General features: G+C 57.9%; 27 protein-coding genes. 8 read left to right on the top strand and 19 right to left on the bottom strand.

What is annotated here, in order from left to right; genetic code table 11:
• Positions 1-60 precede the first annotated feature (60 nt).
• The 3 genes from RE418_RS13860 to lrhA form a co-directional block, all read right to left on the bottom strand.
• Entirely contained in the window at positions 61-735 is a 675-nt protein-coding gene (locus RE418_RS13860; protein WP_004936039.1) for an NADH-quinone oxidoreductase subunit B family protein, read from the bottom strand.
• Between the two features lie 15 nt (positions 736-750).
• The gene (gene nuoA / locus RE418_RS13855) at positions 751-1,188 is read right to left on the bottom strand and encodes an NADH-quinone oxidoreductase subunit NuoA (RefSeq protein ID WP_025303663.1); all 438 of its coding nucleotides are present in this window, start codon (positions 1,186-1,188) and stop codon (positions 751-753) included.
• 708 nt (positions 1,189-1,896) lie between these two features.
• On the bottom strand, positions 1,897-2,841 hold the full coding sequence (gene lrhA, locus RE418_RS13850) for a transcriptional regulator LrhA (RefSeq protein WP_025303664.1): 945 nt from the start codon (positions 2,839-2,841) through the stop codon (positions 1,897-1,899).
• An 856-nt stretch (positions 2,842-3,697) separates the two neighbouring features.
• On the opposite strand from lrhA, the gene RE418_RS13845 reads away from it, so the two are divergent.
• Positions 3,698-4,912, top strand: coding sequence for a pyridoxal phosphate-dependent aminotransferase (locus RE418_RS13845; protein ID WP_025303665.1), 1,215 nt, complete (start codon positions 3,698-3,700; stop codon positions 4,910-4,912).
• Positions 4,913-5,019: 107 nt separating this feature from the next.
• Entirely contained in the window at positions 5,020-5,619 is a 600-nt protein-coding gene (gene yfbR, locus RE418_RS13840) for a 5'-deoxynucleotidase (protein ID WP_025303666.1), read from the top strand.
• A gap of 27 nt (positions 5,620-5,646) precedes the next feature.
• On the opposite strand, the gene RE418_RS13835 is transcribed toward yfbR, so the two are convergent.
• The 4 genes from RE418_RS13835 to yfbV form a co-directional block, all read right to left on the bottom strand.
• Positions 5,647-7,479, bottom strand: coding sequence for an SLC13 family permease (locus RE418_RS13835; RefSeq protein ID WP_043140070.1), 1,833 nt, complete (start codon positions 7,477-7,479; stop codon positions 5,647-5,649).
• Positions 7,480-7,576: 97 nt separating this feature from the next.
• Positions 7,577-8,233 carry a sugar phosphatase gene (locus RE418_RS13830; RefSeq protein WP_049207312.1) on the bottom strand — a complete coding sequence of 219 codons (657 nt, stop codon included), beginning with the start codon at positions 8,231-8,233 and terminating at the stop codon, positions 7,577-7,579.
• Between the two features lie 17 nt (positions 8,234-8,250).
• A complete protein-coding gene (locus RE418_RS13825) occupies positions 8,251-8,745 on the bottom strand; it encodes a YfbU family protein (protein WP_016926898.1) in 495 nt (164 codons plus the stop codon).
• Positions 8,746-8,888: 143 nt separating this feature from the next.
• Positions 8,889-9,344, bottom strand: coding sequence for a terminus macrodomain insulation protein YfbV (gene yfbV, locus RE418_RS13820; protein WP_025303668.1), 456 nt, complete (start codon positions 9,342-9,344; stop codon positions 8,889-8,891).
• Between the two features lie 358 nt (positions 9,345-9,702).
• Here yfbV and ackA point away from each other — a divergent pair, with 358 nt between their 5' ends.
• A complete protein-coding gene (gene ackA / locus RE418_RS13815; protein ID WP_025303669.1) occupies positions 9,703-10,905 on the top strand; it encodes an acetate kinase in 1,203 nt (400 codons plus the stop codon).
• Between the two features lie 74 nt (positions 10,906-10,979).
• On the top strand, positions 10,980-13,139 hold the full coding sequence (gene pta, locus RE418_RS13810) for a phosphate acetyltransferase (RefSeq protein ID WP_049203683.1): 2,160 nt from the start codon (positions 10,980-10,982) through the stop codon (positions 13,137-13,139).
• Between the two features lie 71 nt (positions 13,140-13,210).
• Here the strand turns inward: pta and RE418_RS13805 are convergent, their stop codons facing one another.
• The 7 genes from RE418_RS13805 to RE418_RS13775 form a co-directional block, all read right to left on the bottom strand.
• Positions 13,211-13,633, bottom strand: coding sequence for a putative T6SS immunity periplasmic lipoprotein (locus RE418_RS13805; RefSeq protein WP_049203685.1), 423 nt, complete (start codon positions 13,631-13,633; stop codon positions 13,211-13,213).
• A complete protein-coding gene (locus tag RE418_RS13800; RefSeq protein ID WP_399675163.1) occupies positions 13,630-14,169 on the bottom strand; it encodes a hypothetical protein in 540 nt (179 codons plus the stop codon). The genes RE418_RS13805 and RE418_RS13800 overlap by 4 nt, the downstream gene beginning before the upstream one ends.
• Before the next feature lie 223 nt (positions 14,170-14,392).
• Complete coding sequence (locus RE418_RS13795; protein ID WP_025303673.1) at positions 14,393-15,352, bottom strand: transketolase family protein; 960 nt, start codon at positions 15,350-15,352, stop codon at positions 14,393-14,395.
• Positions 15,345-16,196 (bottom strand): transketolase, encoded by an 852-nt coding sequence (locus tag RE418_RS13790; protein WP_049207319.1) that lies wholly within the window; start codon positions 16,194-16,196, stop codon positions 15,345-15,347. Before RE418_RS13790 ends, RE418_RS13795 begins: the two co-directional genes overlap by 8 nt.
• Positions 16,197-16,208: 12 nt before the next feature.
• On the bottom strand, positions 16,209-17,588 hold the full coding sequence (locus RE418_RS13785) for a PTS ascorbate transporter subunit IIC (RefSeq protein ID WP_043140091.1): 1,380 nt from the start codon (positions 17,586-17,588) through the stop codon (positions 16,209-16,211).
• A gap of 23 nt (positions 17,589-17,611) precedes the next feature.
• Positions 17,612-17,893, bottom strand: a complete 282-nt coding sequence (locus tag RE418_RS13780; protein WP_025303676.1) for a PTS sugar transporter subunit IIB — start codon at positions 17,891-17,893, stop codon at positions 17,612-17,614.
• Positions 17,894-17,985: 92 nt separating this feature from the next.
• Positions 17,986-18,429, bottom strand: coding sequence for a PTS sugar transporter subunit IIA (locus tag RE418_RS13775; protein WP_025303677.1), 444 nt, complete (start codon positions 18,427-18,429; stop codon positions 17,986-17,988).
• Positions 18,430-18,739: 310 nt separating this feature from the next.
• Here RE418_RS13775 and RE418_RS13770 point away from each other — a divergent pair, with 310 nt between their 5' ends.
• Positions 18,740-19,759 carry a LacI family DNA-binding transcriptional regulator gene (locus tag RE418_RS13770; RefSeq protein ID WP_089181150.1) on the top strand — a complete coding sequence of 340 codons (1,020 nt, stop codon included), beginning with the start codon at positions 18,740-18,742 and terminating at the stop codon, positions 19,757-19,759.
• Positions 19,760-19,813: 54 nt separating this feature from the next.
• Here RE418_RS13770 and yfcD read toward each other — a convergent pair whose 3' ends face one another.
• Both yfcD and yfcE read right to left on the bottom strand, forming a co-directional pair.
• Positions 19,814-20,359, bottom strand: coding sequence for an NUDIX hydrolase YfcD (gene yfcD, locus RE418_RS13765; protein WP_004936086.1), 546 nt, complete (start codon positions 20,357-20,359; stop codon positions 19,814-19,816).
• Positions 20,360-20,458: 99 nt separating this feature from the next.
• Complete coding sequence (gene yfcE / locus RE418_RS13760; RefSeq protein ID WP_025303680.1) at positions 20,459-21,010, bottom strand: phosphodiesterase; 552 nt, start codon at positions 21,008-21,010, stop codon at positions 20,459-20,461.
• Between the two features lie 233 nt (positions 21,011-21,243).
• Here yfcE and yfcG point away from each other — a divergent pair, with 233 nt between their 5' ends.
• The 3 genes from yfcG (at position 21,244) to RE418_RS13745 (ending at position 23,287) form a co-directional block, all read left to right on the top strand.
• Positions 21,244-21,873 (top strand): GSH-dependent disulfide bond oxidoreductase, encoded by a 630-nt coding sequence (gene yfcG, locus RE418_RS13755; protein ID WP_043140104.1) that lies wholly within the window; start codon positions 21,244-21,246, stop codon positions 21,871-21,873.
• Positions 21,874-21,984: 111 nt separating this feature from the next.
• A complete protein-coding gene (folX, locus tag RE418_RS13750) occupies positions 21,985-22,356 on the top strand; it encodes a dihydroneopterin triphosphate 2'-epimerase (protein ID WP_025303682.1) in 372 nt (123 codons plus the stop codon).
• A 16-nt stretch (positions 22,357-22,372) separates the two neighbouring features.
• Complete coding sequence (locus tag RE418_RS13745) at positions 22,373-23,287, top strand: TIGR01777 family oxidoreductase (RefSeq protein ID WP_043140109.1); 915 nt, start codon at positions 22,373-22,375, stop codon at positions 23,285-23,287.
• A 7-nt stretch (positions 23,288-23,294) separates the two neighbouring features.
• On the opposite strand, the gene hisP is transcribed toward RE418_RS13745, so the two are convergent.
• The 3 genes from hisP to RE418_RS13730 are packed head-to-tail and all read right to left on the bottom strand — an operon-like array spanning position 23,295 to position 25,477.
• Entirely contained in the window at positions 23,295-24,068 is a 774-nt protein-coding gene (hisP, locus tag RE418_RS13740; protein WP_004936098.1) for a histidine ABC transporter ATP-binding protein HisP, read from the bottom strand.
• Positions 24,069-24,089: 21 nt separating this feature from the next.
• Positions 24,090-24,794 (bottom strand): ABC transporter permease, encoded by a 705-nt coding sequence (locus RE418_RS13735; protein ID WP_025303685.1) that lies wholly within the window; start codon positions 24,792-24,794, stop codon positions 24,090-24,092.
• A complete protein-coding gene (locus RE418_RS13730; protein WP_089196116.1) occupies positions 24,791-25,477 on the bottom strand; it encodes a histidine ABC transporter permease HisQ in 687 nt (228 codons plus the stop codon). Before RE418_RS13730 ends, RE418_RS13735 begins: the two co-directional genes overlap by 4 nt.
• Positions 25,478-25,556 lie beyond the last annotated feature (79 nt).

Below are 25,556 nucleotides of genomic sequence, written 5' to 3'. Positions count from 1 at the left end.
AAGTTTCACTTTTCGCTGTGTTAACCAATAGCGCACTAAGATGGACGTTAAATGAACGTCTTAAATCTCGTCAGGCGTCCGGAGGTTGGTCACCGCGATGCGCTCGCCGTGTTTACGCTCTCTTTCAGACTGCATATTGGCGCGGTAAACGCCCTGATCGCCGACAACCCACGACAGCGGGCGACGTTCTTTGCCGATAGATTCCTGCAGCAACATCAGCGCTTGCATGTAGGCTTCCGGACGCGGTGGGCAGCCGGGAATGTACACGTCGACCGGCAGGAACTTGTCCACGCCCTGCACCACGGAATAGATGTCGTACATACCACCGGAGTTGGCGCAGGCGCCCATCGAGATCACCCACTTCGGTTCCAGCATCTGCTCGTACAGGCGCTGGATGACCGGGGCCATCTTGGTGAAACAGGTACCGGCCACCACCATCAGGTCAGCCTGACGCGGGGAGGCGCGCAACACTTCCGCACCGAAACGCGCCACGTCGTGAACGGCGGTAAACGACGTCACCATCTCCACGTAACAGCACGAAAGGCCGAAGTTATACGGCCAAATAGAGTTTTTACGCCCCCAGTTCACCATGTCATGCAGCGCATGTTCGAGTTTACCCATGTAAACCGTGCGGTGGACCTGTTGTTCCAGGGGATCGGCGACGATCTCCTGTTTTTGCAGGGGATAACGGTCGTTCTCACCGTTCGGGTCTATGCGGGTGAGCGTATAGTCCATCTTAATGCCTCGCTGTTACTGCGGATGACTGTTGGTGTTAGTGATCGTGCTCGGTTTGCTGCGGCGTTGGGAACGCGCCGGAGTCCAATCCAACGCGCCGATGCGCACCAGATAAACCAGACCGGCCAATAGCACCAAAATGAAAATGGCGGCTTCGATAAAGCCTACCCAACCGCTCTCGCGAACCGAGACCGACCAGGCATACAGGTATAAGGCTTCAACGTCGAAAATAACGAAGAACATGGCCACCAGGTAGAACTTGGCGGACAAGCGCATGCGCGCCGTGCCGACCGAGTCGATGCCTGATTCAAACGGGGTGTGTTTGGCGCGCGCCCGGGCTCTCCCGCCCAAGAAGAACGCGCCCAGCAGCATTAAGCCGCAGAGCCCGATAGCCACAACGAGAAATACGGCGAGCGCCCAGTGATGAGCGATAACTTCAGTGGTTGTTGACATACTCTATGCTTACTCATCAAAAGTGGCGTCGATCGCACTGCTCTTGTCACCGGCAGTTAGTGCGCCACATCGATTTAAGGGAAGGATAAATAACCACACAAACAAACTGCTTTTACAGCGAGTTAGGCAGCGTTTTTCTGTGGGCTTTTTACTCCTTTCTATAACCTTTTGTCAACTTTGACAAAAGTATCTACACACTAGTTTACATACGTATCATTTAATTAACATTTGATGCGCCAGGGACAGGCTAAATCGTGTCAGTTAATTTTTGTGTAGAAACAGATAGATATAAACCAACATGCACATTTCAGTTTTACTATACCATTGTCTCAGGAATTCCCTGTTCTTCCACTCACTACCTAGGGGTATTTTTTTGATCCAGGACACGTTTTCAGCATAAATCCTCAAAAAAAGTGTGGCCCTTTAACAATTTTCCTCAAATTGAGCCGCAAAAACGGCCGCTATAAGCTAACAAAATACCCCTGCTATTACCATGCCTTTAACCCATTCAATCTTATTGCTCAAAAAACGAACTTAGCGTATTAAACCCGGCCAAACTCTCTTTTCATTAACGCTTAAAAGTTAACAAAACAGCCAACTCAATTGAAAATACAAGCCAAATACATATAAATAAATTTTTAGGTAAAAAAAGGGCAAAAAAAACCTCCGCCGAAGCAGAGGTTTTTCATCAGATATCGCGCCGCGACGTTATTCTTCTTCGTCCACCAGGCTGGCGTCATCCTGATCGCTCTGGAGACCGCCTTCCGCACCGTTGAAGCCATAGCCGTCATTGCCGCCCTGCATCGCGCTGAAGATGGCCATCGCCAGCTCGTTGCTGCACTGCGCGTTTTTGCACAGCGCATACTGGGTATCCGGCAGCGGCGGCAAACCTTCCACCGCGCCCAGCACCCGCAGATCGGGGCTCATCATCTCGATCGGCCGTGCGGTCACGCCCAGGCCGGCTTTACAGGCCGCCCGCACCGCGGACAGCGTGGAGGCGACGTAGGCGATACGCCACGGAATACCGGCTTCGTCCAACTGTTTAATCGCCAGCGCGCGGAACGGGCTTGGCTCATCCATTACCACCAGCGGGATCGGTTCGCCGGCCTGATAGTGATAATCGGCGGCGCAATACCACAGCGTCGGCGACGTGCGCAGCACGATGTGCGGGTGCCCGGCCGGATCCGCCGTGGTCACCGCCAGATCGATCTCGCCCTCTTCCAGCAGATCGACCATCGTCGTACTGCGCTTTACGCGCACGTCAATGGCCAGCTTCGGATAGATGGCGGTCACGCGGTTCAACAGGAAAGGCAGAATGGTATCGGCGGTGTCGTCGGAAGCACCGATGGTCAGAACACCTTTTATATTGTTGTACATCAGCGAGGTACAGGCTTCGTCGTTAAAGCGCAGGATCTTCCTGGCATAACCGAGAAGCTGAATACCATGCTCAGTCAGGAGTTTGTTGCGCCCATGGCGGGCAAACAGTTCTTTGCCGACCAGTTGCTCTAATCGCTGCATTTGTTGACTGACGGCTGATTGAGTACGGCAAACGGCAACAGCCGCCGCGGCGAAGGTATTCAAATCAGCAACCGCAACAAAGGTTCTTAGCAGATCGAGGTCGAGATTAAGTATCGGACGATTTGCAGTTGTCATAGTGTATTCTTCACTTTTTTAAATTCTAATTTACGAACTACTACCCTGGTGTGTTTCTCAGACGCCGTTGAAAAGGACGGCGCCTGTTATGACAGTACCCCACTCATAAGTGGAGGGCAAAAAAATTACTTATGATTCGTTACCTCTATCGCTTTTTAAAATGCGATCTATCGATGGTGCTTATAGAACGCGGGGGACTGAATACCGGTGAAAAGGGAAAACCCCCACCGAACCTGAGATTTTACTCATTCATACTGCCTAATTTCCACTCCATTCGTGCTACTGAGAACCCTTATCAACCGGCCTTCAGACTGCATTCCAGAGCAAAAAAGATAAATAATTAACGGTACCGACTTCATGTTACTACTCAATGAATTTAATAAATTCAATCATTAAGATTTTTGCTTTAAATAATAATCTTATAACCACATAAACAATGCTTAAGGTAAAATATAAAGTAAAGCTAATGTAAATATGTCATTTTCCTTAGTGTGGTGCGCGAACCGACACCCCGCTATCAGACTACTCCGGTATTATCGTTCCTTTACAGTTTATTGAAGCCTATTCTCCCTTTCGGCTTATCAGTTCACTGCTGCCGGCCGCGATCGCCGGCACGTCTCGTTTATCGACGCTTGATTTAACAGAACAAAACCCTAGTAAAATTATAGTTCATGAAATTATGAACCACAAAATAACTTTACCTTTGCTTATCATAACTAAAATCCCCCGTTACGACATGCATTTGCACCAAAGGCGTGCAAAACCCTTCAAAAGCAACTACGCCAGGAGTACATTGGGCGGGTTGCGGCGTCCCACGGTAGGAGCGCCCCTATCCCAGCAAAAGGCTCAACTTTTTATGTCCCCCATTGAGAAATCCAGCAAACTGGACAACGTCTGCTATGACATTCGCGGCCCGGTGCTTAAAGAAGCTAAACGTCTTGAAGAAGAAGGCAACAAAGTCCTGAAACTGAACATCGGCAACCCTGCCCCGTTCGGTTTCGACGCCCCGGACGAAATCCTGGTCGACGTGATCCGCAATCTGCCCACGGCGCAAGGCTACTCCGACTCCAAGGGCCTCTTCTCGGCGCGTAAAGCGATCATGCAGCACTATCAGGCGCGCAACATGCGTGACGTGACCGTTGAGGATATCTACATTGGCAATGGCGTCTCTGAGCTGATCGTCCAATCCATGCAGGCGCTGCTCAACAGCGGCGACGAAATGCTGGTACCGGCGCCGGACTACCCGCTGTGGACCGCTGCGGTATCGCTGTCCGGCGGCAAGGCCGTGCACTACCTGTGCGATGAGCAGGCCGGCTGGTTCCCGGATCTGGACGATATCATCAGCAAGATCACCCCGCGCACCCGCGGTATCGTGATCATCAACCCAAACAACCCGACCGGCGCGGTTTACAGCAAAGCGCTGTTGGAACAGATCGTCGAGATCGCCCGTCAACACAACCTGATCATCTTCGCCGACGAGATCTACGACAAGATCCTGTACGACGACGCCGAACACCACTCGATCGCCGCACTGGCGCCAGATCTGCTGACCGTGACCTTCAACGGCCTGTCGAAAACCTACCGCGTGGCGGGCTTCCGCCAGGGCTGGATGGTGCTGAACGGGCCGAAGAAGCACGCCAAAGGCTATATCGAAGGGCTGGAGATGCTGGCTTCGATGCGCCTGTGCGCCAACGTGCCGATGCAGCACGCCATTCAGACCGCGCTGGGCGGTTATCAGAGCATCAGCGAATTCATTCAGCCCGGCGGCCGCCTGTACGAACAACGCAACCGCACCTGGGAATTGCTCAACGACATCCCGGGCGTCTCTTGCGTGAAGCCGCAGGGCGCGTTGTACATGTTCCCGCGCATCGATGCCAAACGCTTCAACATCCACGACGACCAGAAGCTGGTGCTGGATCTGTTGCTACAGGAAAAAGTGCTGCTGGTGCAAGGTTCGGCGTTCAACTGGCCTTACCCGGATCACGTGCGCATCGTCACCCTGCCGCGCGTAGACGAACTGGAAATGGCGGTCGGCAAGCTGGGCCGCTTCCTTGAAGGTTACCACCAGTAATCGCCTGGGGCGCAGCGCCTTGCTGCGCCCTTCTCTTATTGCCCGGTTGCAAAATTCGCCGTCACTGCTTCACAATGGGGCCCTCACTTGCCGTTAAAGAGAGCACCATGAGCCAGAGCCATTTCTTCGCCCATCTGTCCCGCCTGAAACTGATCAACCGCTGGCCACTGATGCGCAACGTGCGTACCGAGAACGTCTCCGAACACAGTCTGCAGGTGGCTTTCGTCGCCCACGCGTTGGCGGTGATCAAGAACCGCAAATTCAACGGCAACCTCAATGCCGACCGCGTTGCGCTGTTAGCGATGTATCACGACGCCAGCGAAGTGATCACCGGCGACATGCCGACGCCGATCAAGTACTACAATCCGCAGATCGCCCATGAATACAAGAAGATCGAAAAGATCGCCCAGCAAAAGCTGCTGGACATGATCCCCGCTGAGCTGCGCAACGATTTCCGCACCATTCTCGATGAGCACTACTACAGCGAAGATGAAAAGCAGGTAGTGAAGCAGGCAGACGCGCTGTGCGCCTACCTGAAATGTCTGGAGGAACTCTCTGCCGGCAACAATGAATTTACCCTGGCCAAGGCGCGGCTGGATAAAACCCTGGAACAGCGCCGCAGCCCGGAAATGGACTACTTTATGGACGTGTTCATTCCCAGTTTCAGCCTGTCATTGGACGAAATCAGCCTCGACAGCTCGCTGTAACCCCACCGGCGCAGCCTCGCTGCGCCGTTAAAAACCGTAGAGCCACGGCACCACAATCACGCTGACCGCCATCACCAACAGGGTGAACGGCACGCCGAGACGCACGAAATCGCCGAACTTGTAATTGCCCGGCCCCAGCACCAGCGTGTTGACCGGTGAAGAGACCGGCGTCATAAAGGCGGCGGACGCGGCGATGGCGATAATCATCGCGAACGGGTATGGCGAGACGCCCATTTCGCGCGCGGCGGCAATGGCGATCGGCGCCATCAGCACCGCCGTCGCGGTATTGGAAATAAACAGGCCAATGGTGGCGCACAAGACGAACAGGCACAGCAGCATCACGCGCGGCCCCGCGCCGCCGGCGACGTCCATCAGCCCGCGAACGATCAGATCCACGCCGCCGGTCTTTTGCAGCGCCTGCGCGAACGGCATCATGCCGACGATCAAAATGATGCTCGGCCAATGGATCGATTTATAGGCGCTCTCCATGTCGATACAGCGGAACTTGCCCATCAGCAGGCAGGCGATCAACGCCGCGATCGGGTTAGGGATTTCGTCGGTCAGCATCATCGCCACCATCAACGCCAGGCAAAACAGCGCGTGCGGCGCCTGGGTGATGGCCGGCGCCACTTCGTCCACTTCGGCCGGCAGGTTGAGCACGATAAAGTCGTGGGTTTTGGCCTGCAGCTGACGAATCGCCTTCCAGTCGCCGATCACCAGCAAAATGTCGCCCAGCTCCAGCGGCTCGTCCACCAGCTTGCCGCTCAGAGTCTCGCCGTGGCGGCGGATGCCCACCACATTCAGATCGTAGCGGCTGCGGAACGCTGCTTCACGCAGGCTTTTGCCCAGCAGCGCCGAGTCCGGGATCAGCGACACTTCGGCCATGCCGACGTTGCGCGACTGTTCAGAGAAGTAATCGCCGCGCAGCACCATCGGCTCCAGCCGCTGCTCGCCGCAGAATTCGCGCAGATCGACCTGGCTGTCCGACATGTCGATCAAGAGGACGTCGCCCTCGCGCAGCTCGGTGCTGCCGGAGGCGCTGACCATCACCCGCCGGAAGCGTTTCCAGCGCTCGATGCCCACCACGTTGGCACCATAGCGCGCACGCAGGTGCAGTTCATCCAGCGAACGTCCGATCAGCGGCGAAGCGCTGCGGACAGCCAGCCGCCGCGCGCGGCCGGTCAGCTTGTAATCACGGATCAGGTCGCGGAAGGTGCGACGCTGCCAGTCATCGCCGGCTTTGCCGGTGTCACCGCTGCCCAGCCAACGCCGGGCGATCAGCATGTAGCCGACGCCCAGCGCCAGCACCACCAGGCCAATGGGCGTCACGCTGAAGAAACCGAAACCATGGATGCCTTCCCGCACCAGTTCGCTGTTGACCACCATGTTGGGCGGCGTGGCCACCAGCGTCATCATGCCGCTGATCAGCCCGGCGAAGCTGAGCGGCATCATCAGCCGCCCCGGCGCGATCTTCATTCTGGCCGTCACGCTGAGCACCACCGGGATAAAAATCGCCACCACGCCGGTCGAGCTCATGAACGCGCCCAGCCCGGCGACCGTCACCATCAGCAGCATCAACATTTTGGTTTCGCTGCTGCCGGCCACTTTCACCAGCCAGTCGCCCACCTGATAGGCCACGCCGGTGCGCACCAGCCCTTCGCCGATCACGAACAGTGCGGCGATCAAAATCACGTTGGGATCGCTGAAACCGACCGTCGCTTCCTGCAGGCTGAGCGTGCCGCTCAGCACGAAGGCGATAATCACCAACAGCGCCACCACGTCCATCCGCAGCTTGTTGGTGGTAAACAGCACGATGGCAATCAGCAGTAAACTCAGCACCCACAGTAATTCGCTGTTCAAAACGGCCTCATCCGGCAAATGTCCAAAGGTCTAAAAAATAGCATAAAAAAACCCCGCCGAAGCGGGGTCTAATCAATTAGGGTGAAGATAATGCCACTCAGGCCAGCCGGCGAACGATCGCGCCCTGCGCCGTTTTATCGACGGCGATCTGCGCCAGCGAATCCAGCCGCAGGTCGACCTGCTCCAGCTTCGGCGCATCGGCCGGGGCGTTGACCGCAATCACCTGACAGCCCGCAGCCAGACCCGAAAGAATGCCGGCCGGCGCGTCTTCAACCACCACGCACTCGTGCGGCGCCAGCCCCAGGCGCTCGGCGCCCAGCAGGTAGGCATCGGGCTGTGGCTTACCGTGTTTAACCTGCTCGGCGGTGATGAACACCGCCGGCTGCGGCAAACCGCCGGCCTGGCGGCGAGCGCCGGCCACTGGCACCGAACCGGAGGTGACGATCGCCCAAGGGATGCCGAGCGCGTTCAGGCGCTCCAGCAGCGCGATGGCGCCCGGCAGCGCGCGAACGCCGTCGGTATCCTGCGCTTCCACCTGCTCCAGCAGTTGGAACTCGCGCTGAATTTCCGCTTCGCTTTCGTCCGGCATAAAGTGGCGCAGAGAAGTAATGGCCTGTTTACCGTGAATGAAGTCCAGCACCGCTTGCGGATCGACGCCGCGGCGCTCGGCCCAGTGCGTCCAGGCACGCTCTACCGCCGGCAGAGAATCCACCAGGGTGCCATCAAGATCGAACAGAAAACCCTTACACTCCACAGAAAACCTCTTCTTAATCAAGCATTGATGATTTGCGCTATCTCAACGGCGCTCAAGTGATACTGGCGCGGACAGGCCAGCCAGATCGCCAGCATACGCTGGTACTTTTCCCACATTTTGGTCTGGGCGTTAAAACCGTGGCTACCGGAATCGAAGTGAGTATAACGCCCCTCGGTGCTGACCAGGAAACGCACGTAGCTCAGGTAGCGCGCCTCGGTAGCAGCGTCGAAGCCGAGAAACGCCAGGCGGCGCTCGTCCAGATCCTGCTTCTCTTTCAGGTTGCCCCAGGAAACCTGCAGCGCATGGTGCATCTCCATCACGTTGATGATGGTGCGGCACACCTCTTCGCTCAGTTCGCCGAAGTCGCGATCCAGTTCGCGCATTTGCAAACCGAAGCCGCGTTCGACGATGGTTTGCAACCGGCGATAACGGTCGCCGTTGTCCGGATCGAGCAGGGTCATCATCTTGTACTGGTTCGACAGGATCAGCCGCTGGGCGTTGGTCATTTCCATCAGGATTTCCTCATTTCTGTGTGATGGCGGGAGCATCGCACAGCGCAAGAACGCAGGAAATCACAACTCGACCGTTCTTTGATTTAAACCGGGGTTATTGCCGCTTTGACGAGAAAGGCCGCATCAGCGCGGCCTTTTTTCATTTACAGATCGTCGAGGAAGGTTTTGTCCAGCTGCTTGAAGGCGCGCTTGAGCAAATCAGCCAACGACTGATAGGTCGGCGTGCCTTCGAGCGGCGCCACCGCCTGCCCGGCTTCCGTCAGCTTGTTGCGCACCTCATGGAACCATTGCAGCAGCGTCGGCGGCAGCGGCGTGACCGAACGACGCCCCAGCCACCACAAGCCCTGCATCGGCAGGCTGCAGGCGAACAGCGCGGTGGCGATCGCCGGGCCCAGCTGGCCGCCCAGCGCGATCTGCCAGGTCAGCGTGAAAATCGCCAACGGCGGCATGAAACGGATAGCGAAACGGGTGGCACGCGCAACGCGATTCTCCGGAAAGACCGGTGCCAGACGTTTGTCCGACGGCCAGGTTTTCATATAATGCTGCCCGCGCTGGAAGACCTGAAACCAGCTTACGGAACCGGACGGTTTGCTCGTCATTGCGTACCTCAACGTCACGTAAAGAAACTAAAAGCGTGCTGCCAGAGACCATACTAAAAAATTTGAAGCTTTAAATTTATTTTGTGTTTGCACCGGGCTATCGGTATCCTAAGCCGGCCTTGTGGCCGGTAGAAGATGACGTAAATTTTGTCAACTTTTAGCCCTATAAAAATCAAGATTATTTAAACCGCAGAGAAATCATCGGTTTTTCCATCATCCTGTGATTTGTGCACTTCACATGATGTTAATCATAAATGTCATCGGCACTATGCGCTACGCTTGTTGTCTGATTGACGATTAATTCACCACGTGTGTTCGATTTTCTTTTAACAACACGACTATTTAAGTAGGTACTTCCATGTCGAGTAAGCTAGTACTGGTTCTTAACTGCGGCAGTTCTTCTCTGAAATTCGCCATCATCGATGCCGTTAACGGCGACGAATTCCTCTCCGGTTTGGCCGAGTGTTTCCACCTGCCTGAAGCTCGCATCAAGTGGAAAATGGACGGCGCCAAACACGAAGCTGCCCTGGGGGCCGGCGCTGCACACAGCGAAGCGCTGAACTTCATTGTTAATACTATTCTGGCACAAAAACCAGAGCTTTCCGCGCAGCTGACCGCTATCGGCCACCGCATCGTGCACGGCGGCGAGAAGTTCACCGCTTCTGCCGTGATCAACGACGAAGTTCTGCAGGGTATCAAAGATTCCGTGCCGTTTGCACCACTGCACAACCCAGCTCACCTGATCGGCATCGCGGAAGCGCTGAAATCCTTCCCTAACCTGGCCGACAAGAACGTTGCCGTGTTCGACACCGCGTTCCACCAGACTATGCCGGAAGAATCTTACCTGTACGCCCTGCCGTACAGCCTGTACCGCGACCACGGCGTTCGCCGCTACGGCGCGCACGGCACCAGCCACTTCTACGTGACTCAAGAAGCCGCGAAGATGCTGAACAAGCCGGTAGAAGAAGTGAACGTGATCACTTGCCACCTGGGCAACGGCGGCTCCGTCACCGCAGTGCGCAACGGCCAGTGCGTTGACACCTCCATGGGTCTGACCCCGCTGGAAGGCCTGGTGATGGGCACCCGCAGCGGTGACATCGATCCGGCTATCATCTTCCACCTGCACGATTCTCTGGGCATGAGCGTTGACCAGATCAACAAGATGCTGACCAAAGAATCCGGCCTGCTGGGCCTGACCGAAGTCACCAGCGACTGCCGTTACGTTGAAGACAACTACGACAGCAAAGCCGACGCCAAACGCGCCATGGACGTGTTCTGCCACCGTCTGGCCAAATACGTCGGCGCCTACAGCGCGCTGATGGAAGGCCGTCTGGACGCGGTGATCTTCACCGGCGGCATCGGCGAGAACGCCGGCATGGTGCGTGAGCTGACCCTGAACAAACTGGGCCTGCTGGGCTTCGAAATCGACCACGACCGCAACATGGCCGCTCGCTTCGGCAAATCCGGCGCCATCACCAAAGACGGCAGCCGCCTGGCGCTGGTGATCCCGACCAACGAAGAGTTGGTCATCGCGCAGGACGCATCCCGCCTGACCGCGTAATGCTCTCAAAACACCGTCAGCCCAGGCTGACGGTGTTGTTTTAGCCTCATGTTAATCGTGAAGAGGACTATTCTGTGTCACGTACTATTATGTTGATCCCCACCGGCACCAGCGTCGGCCTGACCAGCGTCAGCCTGGGTGTCATCCGCTCCATGGAGCAAAAAGGCGTTCGTCTGAGCGTGTTCAAGCCTATCGCTCAACCGCGCACCGGCGACAACGCGCTCGACCAGACCACCACCATCATCCGCAGCAGCAACTCCACCATTACGGCGGCCGAACCGCTGCGCATGGACTACGTTGAGGGCCTGCTGAGCTCCAACCAGCAAGACGTGCTGATGGAAGAGATCGTGGCGCGTTACCACGAGAACACCAAAGACGCGGAAGTGGTGCTGATCGAAGGCCTGGTGCCGACTCGCAAACACCAGTTCGCCAACGCGCTGAACTACGAGATCGCCAAAACCCTGAACGCCGAGATCGTCTTCGTGCTGGCGCTGGGCAACGACTCCCCGGCGCAGCTGAAAGAGCGCATCGAACTGGCGCGCACCAGCTTCGGCGGCAGCAAGAACAAAAACATCACCGGCGTTATCATCAACAAGCTGAACGCACCGGTCGACGATCAGGGCCGTACCCGTCCTGACCTGTCCGAAATCTTCGACGACTCCACCAAAGCCAGCATCGCCCACGTCGATCCTGCGCAGCTGTTCGCCAACAGCCCGCTGCCGGTTCTGGGCTGCGTGCCGTGGAGCTTCGATCTGATCGCCACCCGCGCCATCGACATGGCTCGCCACCTGAAGGCCCGCGTGGTCAACGAAGGCGACATCATGACCCGCCGCGTGAAGTCCGTGACCTTCTGTGCGCGCAGCATCCCGCACATGCTGGAACACTTCCGCCCAGGCTCTCTGCTGGTGACCTCCGCAGACCGTCCTGACGTGCTGGTCTCCGCCTGCCTGGCGGCGATGAACGGCGTGGAAATCGGCGCCATCCTGCTGACCGGCGGCTACGCCATCGACGAGCCGATCAAGAAGCTGTGCGAACGCGCCTTCCAAACCGGCCTGCCGGTGTTCATGGTTGACACCAACACCTGGCAAACCTCGCTGAGCCTGCAGAGCTTCAACCTCGAAGTGCCGGCGGACGACCACCAGCGCATCGAGAAAGTGCAGAACTACGTGGCCAGCCACATCAACACCGAGTGGATCGACTCGCTGACCGCCACCTCTGAGCGTTCACGCCGCCTGTCTCCACCGGCGTTCCGTTACGAACTGACCGAGCTGGCGCGTAAAGCCGGCAAACGCATCGTGCTGCCGGAAGGCGACGAGCCGCGTACCGTGAAAGCGGCGGCCATCTGTGCCGAACGCGGCATCGCGGAATGCGTGCTGCTCGGCAACCCGGACGAGATCCAGCGCGTAGCGGCAGCACAGGGCGTTGAGTTGGGCAAAGGCATCGAAATCGTCGATCCGGTCGCCGTACGTGAAAACTACGTGCCGCGTCTGGTTGAGCTGCGCAAGAGCAAGGGCATGACCGAAGTGGTCGCGCGCGAGCAGCTGGAAGACAACGTGGTGCTCGGCACCCTGATGCTGGAACAAGGCGAAGTCGACGGTCTGGTCTCCGGCGCGGTTCACACCACCGCCAACACCATCCGTCCGCCGTTGCAGCTGATCAAAACCGCACCGGGCAGCTCGCTGGTGTCCTCCGTGTTCTTCATGCTGTTGCCTGACCAGGTACTGGTCTACGGCGACTGCGCGATCAACCCGGATCCGACCGCCGAGCAGCTGTCTGAAATCGCCATCCAGTCTGCGGATTCCGCCGCTGCCTTCGGCATCGAGCCGCGCGTAGCGATGATCTCCTACTCCACCGGTAACTCCGGTGCGGGCAGCGACGTCGAGAAAGTGCGCGAAGCGACCCGTCTGGCGCAGGAAAAACGCCCGGATCTGATCATCGACGGCCCGCTGCAGTACGACGCCGCCATCATGGCCGACGTTGCCAAGTCCAAGGCGCCGAACTCACCGGTGGCCGGCCAGGCGACCGTGTTCATCTTCCCGGATTTGAACACCGGCAACACCACCTACAAAGCGGTACAGCGCTCCGCTGACCTGGTTTCCATCGGGCCGATGCTGCAAGGCATGCGCAAGCCGGTGAACGACCTGTCGCGCGGCGCACTGGTTGACGATATCGTCTACACCGTTGCGCTGACGGCGATCCAGTCTTCCCAGGCTGACGCTGCCGCCAAGGCGTAATTCATCGCCAAACGAAACAAGGGCCGGCATTGCCGGCCCTTGTTATTTAATTCATCCCTTCTCTGGCTTTATTACTCCGCACTGGCAATAACCTGCAAAATCTGGCCGTCACTGATTTTCAGCGAGAAACTGCGCTGCCAGAAACGTTTGGAATCTGCATCCTGAGGATCTACGGTACTGATTGCCACGGTGTATGGCACATTGCTCTCAAATGCCTTGAACGAGTATGGGATACATTGGCCGGGCGTAATCGTCTCAACGGGCTTCGGTGGTAGAGTGGTCCTGCGCCAGAGCTCATGCGTTTGACTATCCAACCGTTGTTCAATAGCAATGCTGACCAGATTGACCCTGCCACTCTGTGTTGGGTAGGCTTGTGGTAAAGAGAAACAGAGATCATTTCCCCGCAGCGTAATATCCGCAGTGTAAAAACGTTGTTTTTCAAGCATACAGCCACTGAGCAACATCATCATGATGAGGGTATAGATTCTTCTCATTTCAGGTTTTTCCTGTCGGCAGGAGTATTAAGAAATCCTTTCAAAACATGCTCATAACGGCTTTTCACATCTGGACCTATAATACCTTGCATCAGTTTCACCTCAAACCACCGTTCTTTGCCATAACGAGAAAGGATGAAATAATCTGCAAGAAGGCTGGCTTGTGCCTCCATACCGTAATCAGCTAAGGAGTAGTAATCAGGCAGCGAGTATTTATAAGTTACCGCCCAGCTCATTATTCCCCGCAGCCGGACGTTCATCCCCATCTGATACTGCCATACGTGGGCCATTTCATGCATGAACCACCATAGGTAGCGCGTTGTTTCTGTAGAAAAATCTTCCCTGAAGTGTTTTTCAGGCCAATAAAGTTCACCATTAGGCGTAACGGCCGTTTCCTCATTCTGCAAACCAAACGGGAAATAGCTCGCGTTATGCACTTTAACAAGACTGTAGTCGATGGCATTTTTATAGAGAAAGCGGGATAGCGTGATCTCGCCTAGCGTCAGCCTTCTGAACGAGCCTCTTGCTGTTATCATTATTCACTCCATGAATATAACCAATTGTATTTATTATACTATTTTTAGTATCTCTTTTTACCTAAGCATTGGCCATCTATTATCCATTAAAAACAAAAAGCCCCCTAAGGGGCTTCTCAGTTGATAACATGTGAGTCATGACTCAGATACTGGGCAGGAAGCTATGTGCTTTGTCCAGACCACCAGACCCCATTCGTTACAGCAGTTGTTATTGACTCGAGAACTATTTTTGCAGCAACTGCCCGGCAGCCTCCAGAATATGCTCGGCGGTCAGGCCGTACTCCTGCTGTAAAAACGCCTGGGTGCCCACCTGGCCGTAACGCTCCTTCACCCCCACGCGCCGCATCGGCGTCGGGCACTCTTCCGCCAGCACCTCCGCCACTGCGGATCCCAGCCCGTTATGAATGCTGTGATTTTCACAGGTGACGATACGTCCGGTCTTGGCCGCGTAGGTTTTGATCAGTTCACGGTCGATAGGCTTGAGGGTGAACATATCGATCACTGCCGCGCTGACGCCCTGCCGCGCCAGCATCTGCGCCGCCTTCAGCGCCTCCGCCACCATGATGCCATTGGCAATCAGCGTAATGTCGTCGCCGTCGCGCAGCAGGTTGCCCTTGCCGATGGTAAAGCGCGAGCCTTCCTGGTAGATGCGCGTCGCCTGCTTGCGGATGGTGCGCACCCAGTAGAAGCCGCGTAGATCCATCAGCTGGCGCAGAATGTCGGCGAACATGGTAGCGTCGGTCACTTCCAGCACCACCGAGTGCGCCAGCCCGCGCACGATGCCCATGTCCTCGAACGACATGTGGGTGCCGCCGTTGTGGCAGGCGCTCACCCCGGCGTCGGAGGCGATCACTTTGACGTTGTTGCGCTGATAATCCAGCGACATGAACAGCTGATCGAAACAGCGGCGGCTGGCGAAAGCGGTAAAGGTATGCACGAACGGCACCCGGCCGGTGAGCGACAGCCCGGCGGCGACGCCGATCACGTTGGCCTCCATGATGCCGCAGTTAATCACGTGCTGCGGGTGATCCTTGTGCACGCCGTCCATCGCCATCGAGCTCATCAAATCGGCCTCCAGCGCGATGATCGGCGCGCCCGCTTCTATCTGCCGCCGCACCGCGCCGGCATAGACTTTGCGCATTTCGACGGCGTCGTTTTCCAACTGGGTCACTACGTTAAACATGGGCGGCCTCCAGTTCGGCGATGGCTTTTTCGATTTCCAGCTGCACGTCCGGCGTCAGGCGCAGGTGGTGTGAGTTCGACAGGTTTTCCAGATAGGTCACCCCCTGTCCCTTGATGCTGTCGAGCACGATCGCCAGCGGCCGCTGTTCACCGCCGCGCGCCGGCGCCACCGCCGCCAGCAGCGCCGCGATGTCGTCGCCCTTGATGGTCTGCACCTCAAAGCCGAAAGCGCGGAACTTGGCGGCCAGATCGAACGGTTGGATCACCTCGTCCAGCGCACCGTCTAGCTGTTGCTTGTTGTAATCGATGAACAGCGTCAGGTTGTTCAGGTTGTGGTGGGCGATAAACTGGAACGCCTCCCAGCACTGCCCTTCGTTCAGCTCACCGTCGCCGAGGATGCTGAACACCCGGTTACGACGCCCCGCCAGCCGATGGGATAACGCCATGCCGGCGGCGATCGACACGCCCTGCCCCAGTGAACCGGTGGTGGCGTCCACGCCGCGCGTGCGCAATCGGTCCGGGTGGCTAGGCAGACGCGTGCCGTTCTGGTTGAGGGTCTTCAGCTCCGCCAGCGGGAAGTAGCCCTTGATCGCCAGCGTGCTGTACAGCGCCGGGCCGGCGTGCCCCTTCGACAGCACGAAGTCATCGCGCTCCGGCCAGTCCGGATCCGCCGGATCGATACGCATCACGCTGCCGTACAGCACCGCCAGCGTCTCCACCACCGACATGCAGCCGCCGTAGTGGCCGAAGCCCAGCCCGGTCAACGCCTTCAATGTTTCCAGGCGGATCGCGCGCGCCAGGGTCTGCAGCTCTTCAATTTCCGTTTCGCTCGTTGTGTCGTTCATCAGTCTGCCTCGTTATTTCTCGACGCGGTCAGCGGCCGGCGCGCCTTTGCGTTTTCCCAGGAAGTTATGCGCCACCAGCAGCGCGAACACGGCGACGATCGCCAGCATGATCATCTCCTTCGACATAAAGCGCGCCATGTTGCCCAGCAGGATGCCGATCACGCCGAAGTCGGCGTCGGAGAAGGTGGTGTTGGCAAAGCCAAGCGCCCCCAGCACCGGCAACAGCAGCACCGGCAGGAAGGTGATCAGCAGCCCGTTGGCAAAGGCGCCCAGCATCGCGCCGCGCCGCCCGCCGGTGGCGTTGCCGAACACCCCGGCGGTAGCGCCGGTGAAGAAATGCGGCACCACGCCGGGCAGGATCAGCACCATTTTCAGCTGCCCCAGCAGGAACAGCCCGGCCAACCCGCCAAGGAAGCTGAACAGGAAGCCGATCAGCACCGCGTTGGGGGCATAGGGATAGACCACCGGGCAATCCAGCGCCGGCCGCGCGTTAGGCACCAGCTTTTCTGAGAAACCGGTGAACGCCGGCACAATCTCCGCCAGAATCAAGCGCACGCCTTGCAGAATGATGAATACCCCGGCGGCGAAGGTGATGGCCTGGATAATCGAATACACCAGGTAGTTCTGGCCGCCGCTGAGCTCGCTTTCCACATAGGCCCGCCCGGCGCAGATCGCCAGGATCAGGTAGATGACAATCATGGTCATCGAGATCGAAATGGAACTGTCACGCAAGAAACTGAGGTTTTTCGGCAGGTTCATCTCCTCGGTCGAGCGCGAGTTTTTGCCCACCTTCGAGCCGATCCAGCCGGACAACACATAGCCCAGGGTGCCGAAGTGGCCGAAAGCGATATCGTCGTTGCCGGTAATGCGGCGCATATAGCGCTGGGCGATCGCCGGGAAGAACGCCATCACCAGCCCCAGGGTCAGCGCACCGGTAAACACCAACTGCACGCCCTCGAAGCCCGCCACCGTCAGGATGATGCCGATCATGCAGGCCATGTAGAAGGTGTGGTGGCCGGTCAGGAAGATGTATTTCAGCCGGGTGAACCGTGCCACCACGATGTTCGCCACCATGCCGAACGCCATGATCAACGCGGTGGAGGCGCCGTATTTCTCCAGCGCGATGGAGACGATCGCTTCATTGTTCGGAATGATGCCCTGAATATTGAACGCATGTTCGAACATGCCGCCCAGCGGATTGAGCGATCCGACCAATACCGTGGCACCGCCGCCCAAAACGATAAAGCCGAGAATAGTTTTTACCGTGCCTTTCACCACGTCGGAAAACGATTTCTTTTGCGCCAGCAAACCGATCAGCGCAATAAGCCCGACCAGCACCGAAGGCACCTTTAATATATCCACCACAAACTTAAGCGTTTCCTGGATAAACATATCCACCTCGCCAATCGTTTTATTTAGATGATTGAGTGGGCTTCGAAGTAAGCGCGCAGCTTGGCTTCCAGCTCATTAATGTCGATGATGTTGCTGATCACCACCAGCTGCTCGGCCGGTACGCTGGCGCTGTCGGCGATGTCTTTCGCCATCACGAACACGTCGGCGGCGCCGGGGGTAGCGGACGACAGATCGGAGTGTTCGACTTCGGCCTCCACCCCCATCTTTTTCAGCACTTTTTTAATGTTCATTTCCACCATAAAACTGCTGCCGAGACCGGAACCGCAAATCGCCATGATTTTCATAATATCCACCTGTTGAATTTAGCGTGTAGGGTAGCGCCGCCGGTCATATTCCCAGCGTTGTTAGCATTAATCGTGTTCCTGGTGATTAAACGTTAATAGCGGGCGATAATATCCTCAATTTGCCGTTTATCTGTGGCGTGAAATAACGCCTCCATCGCCGAGTTATCGGAAAATAATTCCGCCAACTGCGAAATCATTTCAATGTGGCTGTTGCCGTCGGGCGCCGAAAGCATCACCACCACCTGAACCGGATCGTTATCCGCGGAATGGAAATTCACGCCCTGATGGATCTTCAACAGCGACAGCCCCAGCGCGTTGGCGCCCTCCTCCGGCCTGGCGTGCGGCATGGCGATGCCCGGCGCCAGGACGAAGTAAGGGCCGAGCTTCTCCTGCTGATGAAAGATAGCCGTCAGGTAATTCGGCGTAATCACGCCGCCTTGCAGCAGCGGCTGCGCGCTCAGCGTGACCGCCTGGCGCCAGTCCTCCACCCGTTCGCACAGCTGTATATGATCGGCGGTCAGCCACTCTTTCAGCACATTACCCTCCCAAACGTTGATGGTTTCGGCCGGTGATTAATTCACCGACGACGGTAAAACTTTAATCAACCCCTCTCGGCGACACAGTGATGGATATCACAAAGATAGCGCTACCAAAGCGCTATCATGCGGATCTGTGATAGCGCTATCAAAACACCGCGTGGCGGCATGGCGTTAACCACAATTTTTTCTCGCTCTTTCGGGTAACGGGGTAGAATGTGCCGCATACGGGGATCGTCGAAGCCGCGCCGTCGGCTTCCCACCCTCACCATTTTTATGCGCCGCTCGCGCATTTCAGTCGGGATTAGGCATGTCGATCGGTAAAAAACGACGCAGCACAGGCAGGGTGACGTTGGCTGACGTAGCGCAGCTGGCGGGCGTCGGCACCATGACGGTGTCGCGCGCGCTGCGCACGCCGGAGCAGGTTTCAGACAAACTGCGCGAGAAGATTGAAGCCGCGGTGAGCGAACTGGGGTATCTGCCCAACCTGGCCGCCAGTTCGCTGGCGTCGGCCTCGTCCTACACCATCGCCATGGTGGTGCCCAGCCTGTCCGAATCTGGCTGCGCCGAGATGTTCGCCGGCCTGCAGAAAGTGCTGCAGCCGGCCGGCTATCACATCATGCTGGCGGAGTCGCAGCACCACCTAGAGCGCGAAGAAAAGCTGCTGGAGACGCTGCTCTCTTACAACCTCGCGGCGGCGGTGCTGCTCAGCGTCGAGCATTCGCAAAACGCCCGCAACGCGTTGATCGCCGCCAACATTCCGGTGGTGGAGATCGGCGCCGTGCGCGCCGATCCGATCGATATGAGCATCGGCATCGACTATGTGGCGGCCATGTATCAGCTGACGCAAACGGTGATCGCCAGCGGCTATCAGAATATCGGGCTGCTGTGCGCCAATCAGGAACAGTGGATTTTCCAGCAGCACCTGCAGGGCTGGCACAAGGCGCTGCTGCGCAACCATATGTCGCCGCATCGGGTGATCAACGCCGCGCAGCCCGCCAGCTTCAGCACCGGTGCGCAGCAGCTGCCGGAATTCTTGCTGGCCTGGCCGGAACTGGACGCGCTGGTGTGCGCCTCGGACGAACTGGCCGGCGGCGCACTGTACGAATGCCAGCGGCGGCGCATCAGGGTGCCGGACAATCTGGCGGTGGTGGGGTTCGGCAACAGCGAGTTCGGCCGGGTGTGCCAGCCGCCGCTGACCACCATGACCATTCCGCATCGCGATATCGGCATTCAGGCCGGCCAGGCGCTGCTGGCACGGCTGAACGAACAGCCCTGGCTGCCGGAAGGCACCCTGCCCGCCACGCTGTGCCGCCGCGACAGCTGCTGAATCCGAACCGTAAAAAAAGCCGGTCGATGACCGGCTTTCTCACGCGTTGGCGCCTCAGTGGTTGTCGAGCGGCTTACCGTAATCCTGTTCGTTGTTGCGCGTCAGCCACAGCGACAGCGCCTTCAGCGAATCCGGGGTAAACTCGTCGCAGCGAGCGGTGATCTCTTCCGGCGTCAGCCAGCACACCTCGGCCACTTCTTCTTCCTGCAGTGCAAACGGGCCGTGTGACACGCAGCTGAACAGAGCGCCCCACACCCGGCACTGCTCTTCTTCGAAGTAGAACAGACCATGTTCGGCGAAAGGCACGCCGGCGATGCCCAGCTCTTCTTCCGCCTCGCGGCGCGCCGAATCCAGCACGTTTTCACCGCTTTGCACTACGCCACCCGCCGTCGCGTCCAACCAGCCCGGGTAGAAGTCTTTAATCTCGGTGCGACGCTGCACCAGAATTTTTCCCATCCCATCATGCACCACAATATAGGTCGCACGATGACGCAGCCGCTCCGCCCGCATCTGTTGACGACTGGATTGCGCAATCACCTCGTTTTGCTCGTCGACGATATCAACCCATTCGGTATCTGCAGCCTGACCCTGTTCCGCCATCCTCTAAAACCTTCTATTTTGGCGCGATGCATCCCGCGCGCTGGTTAATCAATGAGTGTTTTTCAAAGATTTTTATTGTGTGTGTATAAATTAGTGCGTTTAGCGTGTTAACGCCACCTCCGCGACGACCTTGCCGTCGTCGAGCGTCAGCACCCGCAAAGTGCCCCGATCCAACATGCCGTAGCTAGCCGGGAAGCCCCCTTTCGGGATGCTGACCGAGCCCGGATTGAAGCAATAGATCTCACCCTGCCGCTCCGCCTGCGGCAGATGCGTATGGCCGTAGGCCAGGACGTCACCGCGGGATAACGGCGGCAGTGCCGAAGGATGATAAAGGTGACCGTGGGTCAAAAACAATCGTCTTTTTTGCAGTAGAACCTGTTGCCACGGCGCCTCGATAGGAAACGTCAGCAGCATCTGATCGACCTCGCTGTCACAATTGCCGCGAACGGCGATGATCTTGTCGCTATAGCGATTCAATCGTTCGGCAACCTGAGCGGGCTGATAGCCGGCCGGCAGCGCGTTGCGCGGGCCGTGATTCAGCAAATCACCCAGAAGAATCAGCCAGTCGGCGCCGTGTTGTGCGAATAATTCCAGCACGCGTTCGGTGGCCGGCAGCGATCCGTGGATATCCGAGGCGAACATCAGCTTCATAACCTTGTCCTATAGAGGGAAATAAGCGCCATTTTACCGCGCCGGCGCCGTACGGCAAACCACCGCCCGCCCCGGTGGAGAATTGTGATCCAACTGCGCAGATAGCATCGGACGAATCCCACATAGCCTGCTATCCTTAGCTGCTATTGTTGGATCTCTGATATACCTTTGTGCGCGGCGAAGACCGCAGCAACGTGTAATGAATTACAGATCACCTTACCGCAGGAGGCAACATGATTGACCTGTATTACGCGCCTACTCCCAATGGTCACAAGATCACCTTGTTTTTGGAAGAGGTCGGCTTACCCTACCGTATCCATCGCGTAAACATCAGCGCCGGCGACCAGTTCAAACCGGACTTTCTGAGCATTTCTCCCAACAACAAAATCCCGGCGATCGTCGATCAGCAACCGGTGGACGGCGGCGCGCCAATCAGTCTGTTCGAATCCGGGGAAATCCTGCTGTATCTGGCGGAGAAGACCGGCAAGCTGCTGAGCACCGGCCTGCGCGAACGCGCCGCGACCCTACAGTGGTTGTTCTGGCAGGTGGCGGGGTTCGGGCCGATGCTCGGGCAGAATCACCACTTTAATCACTACGCGCCGCAGCCGGTGCCTTACGCCATCGAGCGTTACCATCTGGAGACCAAGCGGCTGTACGGCGTGCTGGAAGCTGAACTGCAAAAACACCCGTACCTGGGCGGCGACAACTACAGCATCGCCGATATCGCCACCTATCCGTGGGTCGTATCGCATCCGCGTCAACGCATCGATCTGGCAGATTACCCAGCGGTGCGCAACTGGTTCGAGCGCATCAGCAACCGCCCGGCGACCGAGCGCGCCTACAAACTGGCCGAACAAGGCTAAGCGCCTTCCCCGACTCCCCGTCGGCCGGGGAGTCACATCGTCCCCTCGTTATCTTTTCCTTACTTTCCGTGTATTCTGAACGCTAATAATCAGACCTATGGAGAATCTCTGATGTCTTTCAGTCAACCCGACGCCGTTATTCGCATTAAAAATCTGCGGCTGCGCACGTTCATCGGTATCAAGGAAGAGGAAATCAACAACCGACAGGACGTCCTGATCAACGTGGTGATCCACTACCCGGCGGACAAAGCGCGCAACAGCGAAGACATCGCCGATGCACTCAACTACCGCACCATCACCAAAGCGATCATCCGCCATGTGGAAGATAACCGTTTCGCGTTGCTGGAAAAATTAACGCAGGATGTGCTCGACATCGTAAAAGAACACGCCTGGGTAACCTATGCTGAAGTGGAGATAGATAAACTTCTGGCCCTGCGCTACGCCGATTCGGTTTCCATGACCATGAGCTACCGCCGGGACTAACTCAGGGAGGTCGACAATGCGGATCCTGATCACCGGCGCAACGGGATTGATAGGCAGCAGTCTGACGGCCAGGCTGCTGGCGCTTTCTCACCACATTACGGTGTTGACCCGAGACGAGCGGCGAGCCCGAGCCCGGCTGGGCGATCGGCCGAACTATTGGCAAACGCTGGACGACCGGCAGTCGCTGGATGAATTCGACGCGGTGATCAACCTGGCCGGCGAACCTATCGCCGACAAGCGCTGGAGCGCACAGCAGAAAGAGCGCCTGTGCCGCAGCCGTTGGGATCTGACCGAACGATTGGCGCAGCTGATCAAGGCCGGCAGCACGCCGCCCGGTGTGTTGATTTCCGGTTCCGCCGTCGGCTACTACGGCGATCAGGGGCAGGCGGTGGTGACCGAAGAGGAGCCACCGCACGACGAATTCACCCACCAGCTGTGTCAACGCTGGGAAACGCTGGCGCTGCAGGCGCAAAGCGATGCCACCCGCGTCTGCCTGCTGCGCACCGGCGTGGTGCTGGCGCCACAGGGCGGCGCGCTGGCCAAAATGCTGCCGCCGTTCCGCTTCGGGCTGGGCGGCCCGATCGGCGACGGTCGCCAATATCTGCCGTGGATCCATCTCGACGACATGGTCAACGGCATTATTTATCTACTGGATCACGCCACGCTGAGCGGCCCGTTTAACATGGTCGCGCCCTACCCGGTGCACAACGAGCAGTTCGCCGCCCAATTGGCCAACGTGCTCGATCGCCCGGCGTTTCTGCGGGTGCCGGCGTTCGCCATGCGGCTGTTGATGGGGGAAGCGGCGGTGCTGGTGCTCGGCGGCCAGCGGGCGGTGCCGAAGCGCCTGGAAGAGGCCGGCTTCCACTTCCGCTATCTGGAATTGGAACAGGCATTGGATGACGTGATTAATCAGCGGGCCGAAGCCCGCTGATCTGAGGTTACTTCAACGCGCCGGACAGGAACTGCTGCAGGCGCGGGCTTTTGGGGTTGCCGAACAGCTCGGCCGGCGGCCCCTGCTCTTCGATCAACCCTTTGTGCAGGAAGATCACGTGGTTGGAAACGTGGCGCGCAAATTCCATTTCGTGCGTCACCACCACCATGGTTTTTCCCTCCTCCGCCAGCTTCTGCATGATGCGCAGCACCTCGCCCACCAGCTCGGGATCCAGCGCCGACGTCGGTTCGTCAAACAGCAGCACCTCCGGCTCCATCGCCAATGCGCGAGCAATGGAGACGCGCTGCTGCTGGCCACCCGACAGGTGCACCGGGTACTTGCCGCGCGCCCGCTCGTCGATGCCCACTTTATCCAGGTAACGCACCGCGCGCTCATGCGCGTCGGCCTTGCTCAGCCCCAGCACCTGCACCGGCGCCTCCATCACGTTCTCCAGCACCGTCATATGGCTCCACAGGTTAAAGTGCTGGAACACCATGGTCAGGCGGGTGCGCAGCAGCTGCAGCTGCTTCTTGTCGAACACTTTCAGCTGGCCGTCCTTGTCGCGCACCATGCGAATATCTTCGTTGTTCAGGCTGATCGAGCCTTCGCTCGGCTTCTCGAGGAAGTTGATGCAGCGCAGAAAGGTGCTTTTGCCGGAGCCAGAGGAGCCGATGATGCTGATCACATCCCCGGCGTTGGCCGCCAGCGAGACGCCTTTCAGCACTTCGTGGTCGCCATAGCGTTTGTGCAGTTCCGTGACGGCTAATTTATTCTCAGACATGGTTTTTCTTCCCGTCATTTATCAGTGACTAACGTGTGCCATCCAGCGTTTTTCAGCTTTGCGGAACAGGCTGATTAACACGTAGGAGATGATCAGGTACAGCACCGCCGCGATGCCGAAAGCGTAGAACGGCTGGTAAGTCGCGGCGTTGATGTCGCGCGCGATCTTCAGCAGATCCGGCACGGTGGCGGTAAACGCCAGCGCGGTGGAGTGCAGCATCAGGATCACTTCGTTGCTGTAAGCCGGCAACGCGGTGCGCAGTGCCGAAGGCAAAATGATGCAGCGATACATCTTGAAGCGCGAGAAACCGTAGGCGTTGGCGGCCTCGATTTCACCGTGCGGCACCGCGCGGATCGCCCCGGCGAAGATCTCGGTGGTATAGGCGCAGGTGTTGAGCGTCAGCGCCAGGATGGTGCAGTTAAGCCCGCTGCGGAAAAACGCATTAAGAAACTCGGTGCCGCGCACGATCTCGAGGCTGTACATGCCGGAGTAGAACACCAGTAGCTGCACGTACAGCGGCGTACCGCGAAACACATAGGTGTAAAGCCACACCGGGAAACGCACCCAGCGAAGGGAAGAGACGCGCGCCACCGCCATCGGGATCGCCAGCAGCCCGCCCATCACCACCGAGGCGATCAGCAGCCACAGCGTGACTGCCACGCCAGTGAAACGGTAGCCGTCGCTCCACAGCAGCGACTGCCAATACTGTTGCAAAATCTCGATCATAGCTCGGCCCTCTTGACGCCCAGTGAGTAACGCCGTTCAAGCCACAGCAGCACGCCGTTGGAAACGGTAGTGAAGATCAGGTACACCATGCCGGCCACGATGGCGAAGAAGAACGGCTGATAGGTGCCTTTCCCCGCCAGCTGCGTGGCTTTCACCACGTCGTTCAGGCCGAGGATCGACACCAGCGCCGTCGCCTTCAGGATCACCTGCCAGTTGTTGCCGATGCCCGGCAAAGCGAAACGCATCATCGCCGGGAACAGAATGCGCCGAAAGATCTGCGCGCCGCTGAAGCCGTAGGCCGTCGCCGCTTCGATCTGCCCTTTCGGCACCGCCAGATAGGCGCCGCGGAAGGTCTCAGTGAAGTAAGCACCGTAGATAAAGCCGAGGGTAATGATACCGGCGCCGAGAGGATCGATATCGATCTGCGAGAAGCCGAGCAGCGTGGTGATGTTGTTCAGCGCGATTTGCAGGCCGTAAAAGATCAGCAGCATCAGCACCAGATCGGGCACGCCGCGGATCAGCGTGGTATAGGCGCCGAACAGACCGGAGATAAAGGGGTTATGAGACAGTTTGCCACCGGCGCCGATCAGGCCGATCACCACCGCCAGCAACACGGAACTGAGGGCCAGCTCCAACGTCACCAGAGCCCCCTCGAAAATCAGTTGGGAATAGCCTTGCAGCATCTACTTCACCCTGTGGTCTAGGATCCGAACCATCGGGGCCGGCACGCCGGCCCCGCAGTCACAGCATGGAACGGTAAGC

Origin of the sequence: Serratia sp. szju (assembly GCF_044594185.1) — a bacterium.
Taxonomy (GTDB): Bacteria; Pseudomonadota; Gammaproteobacteria; order Enterobacterales; family Enterobacteriaceae; genus Serratia; species Serratia bockelmannii.
The sequence above is the reverse complement of the archived record's forward strand: the minus strand, read 5'-3'. Positions and strand labels throughout refer to the sequence as shown.

Coding starts and splice junctions, on each gene's coding strand:
- RE418_RS13745 (WP_043140109.1), top strand. CDS start 22,373: ATGCGGATCCTGATCACCGGCGCAACGGGATTGATAGGCAGCAGTCTG.
- RE418_RS13860 (WP_004936039.1), bottom strand. CDS start 735: ATGGACTATACGCTCACCCGCATAGACCCGAACGGTGAGAACGACCGT.
- RE418_RS13795 (WP_025303673.1), bottom strand. CDS start 15,352: ATGTTTAACGTAGTGACCCAGTTGGAAAACGACGCCGTCGAAATGCGC.
- yfcD (WP_004936086.1), bottom strand. CDS start 20,359: ATGGCGGAACAGGGTCAGGCTGCAGATACCGAATGGGTTGATATCGTC.
- RE418_RS13780 (WP_025303676.1), bottom strand. CDS start 17,893: ATGAAAATCATGGCGATTTGCGGTTCCGGTCTCGGCAGCAGTTTTATG.
- yfbV (WP_025303668.1), bottom strand. CDS start 9,344: ATGACGAGCAAACCGTCCGGTTCCGTAAGCTGGTTTCAGGTCTTCCAG.
- RE418_RS13735 (WP_025303685.1), bottom strand. CDS start 24,794: ATGATCGAGATTTTGCAACAGTATTGGCAGTCGCTGCTGTGGAGCGAC.
- lrhA (WP_025303664.1), bottom strand. CDS start 2,841: ATGACAACTGCAAATCGTCCGATACTTAATCTCGACCTCGATCTGCTA.
- yfcG (WP_043140104.1), top strand. CDS start 21,244: ATGATTGACCTGTATTACGCGCCTACTCCCAATGGTCACAAGATCACC.
- RE418_RS13825 (WP_016926898.1), bottom strand. CDS start 8,745: ATGGAAATGACCAACGCCCAGCGGCTGATCCTGTCGAACCAGTACAAG.
- RE418_RS13805 (WP_049203685.1), bottom strand. CDS start 13,633: ATGAGAAGAATCTATACCCTCATCATGATGATGTTGCTCAGTGGCTGT.
- RE418_RS13845 (WP_025303665.1), top strand. CDS start 3,698: ATGTCCCCCATTGAGAAATCCAGCAAACTGGACAACGTCTGCTATGAC.
- yfcE (WP_025303680.1), bottom strand. CDS start 21,010: ATGAAGCTGATGTTCGCCTCGGATATCCACGGATCGCTGCCGGCCACC.
- nuoA (WP_025303663.1), bottom strand. CDS start 1,188: ATGTCAACAACCACTGAAGTTATCGCTCATCACTGGGCGCTCGCCGTA.
- yfbR (WP_025303666.1), top strand. CDS start 5,020: ATGAGCCAGAGCCATTTCTTCGCCCATCTGTCCCGCCTGAAACTGATC.
- RE418_RS13730 (WP_089196116.1), bottom strand. CDS start 25,477: ATGCTGCAAGGCTATTCCCAACTGATTTTCGAGGGGGCTCTGGTGACG.
- hisP (WP_004936098.1), bottom strand. CDS start 24,068: ATGTCTGAGAATAAATTAGCCGTCACGGAACTGCACAAACGCTATGGC.
- RE418_RS13800 (WP_399675163.1), bottom strand. CDS start 14,169: ATGATAACAGCAAGAGGCTCGTTCAGAAGGCTGACGCTAGGCGAGATC.
- RE418_RS13770 (WP_089181150.1), top strand. CDS start 18,740: ATGTCGATCGGTAAAAAACGACGCAGCACAGGCAGGGTGACGTTGGCT.
- RE418_RS13785 (WP_043140091.1), bottom strand. CDS start 17,588: ATGTTTATCCAGGAAACGCTTAAGTTTGTGGTGGATATATTAAAGGTG.
- folX (WP_025303682.1), top strand. CDS start 21,985: ATGTCTTTCAGTCAACCCGACGCCGTTATTCGCATTAAAAATCTGCGG.
- ackA (WP_025303669.1), top strand. CDS start 9,703: ATGTCGAGTAAGCTAGTACTGGTTCTTAACTGCGGCAGTTCTTCTCTG.
- RE418_RS13790 (WP_049207319.1), bottom strand. CDS start 16,196: ATGAACGACACAACGAGCGAAACGGAAATTGAAGAGCTGCAGACCCTG.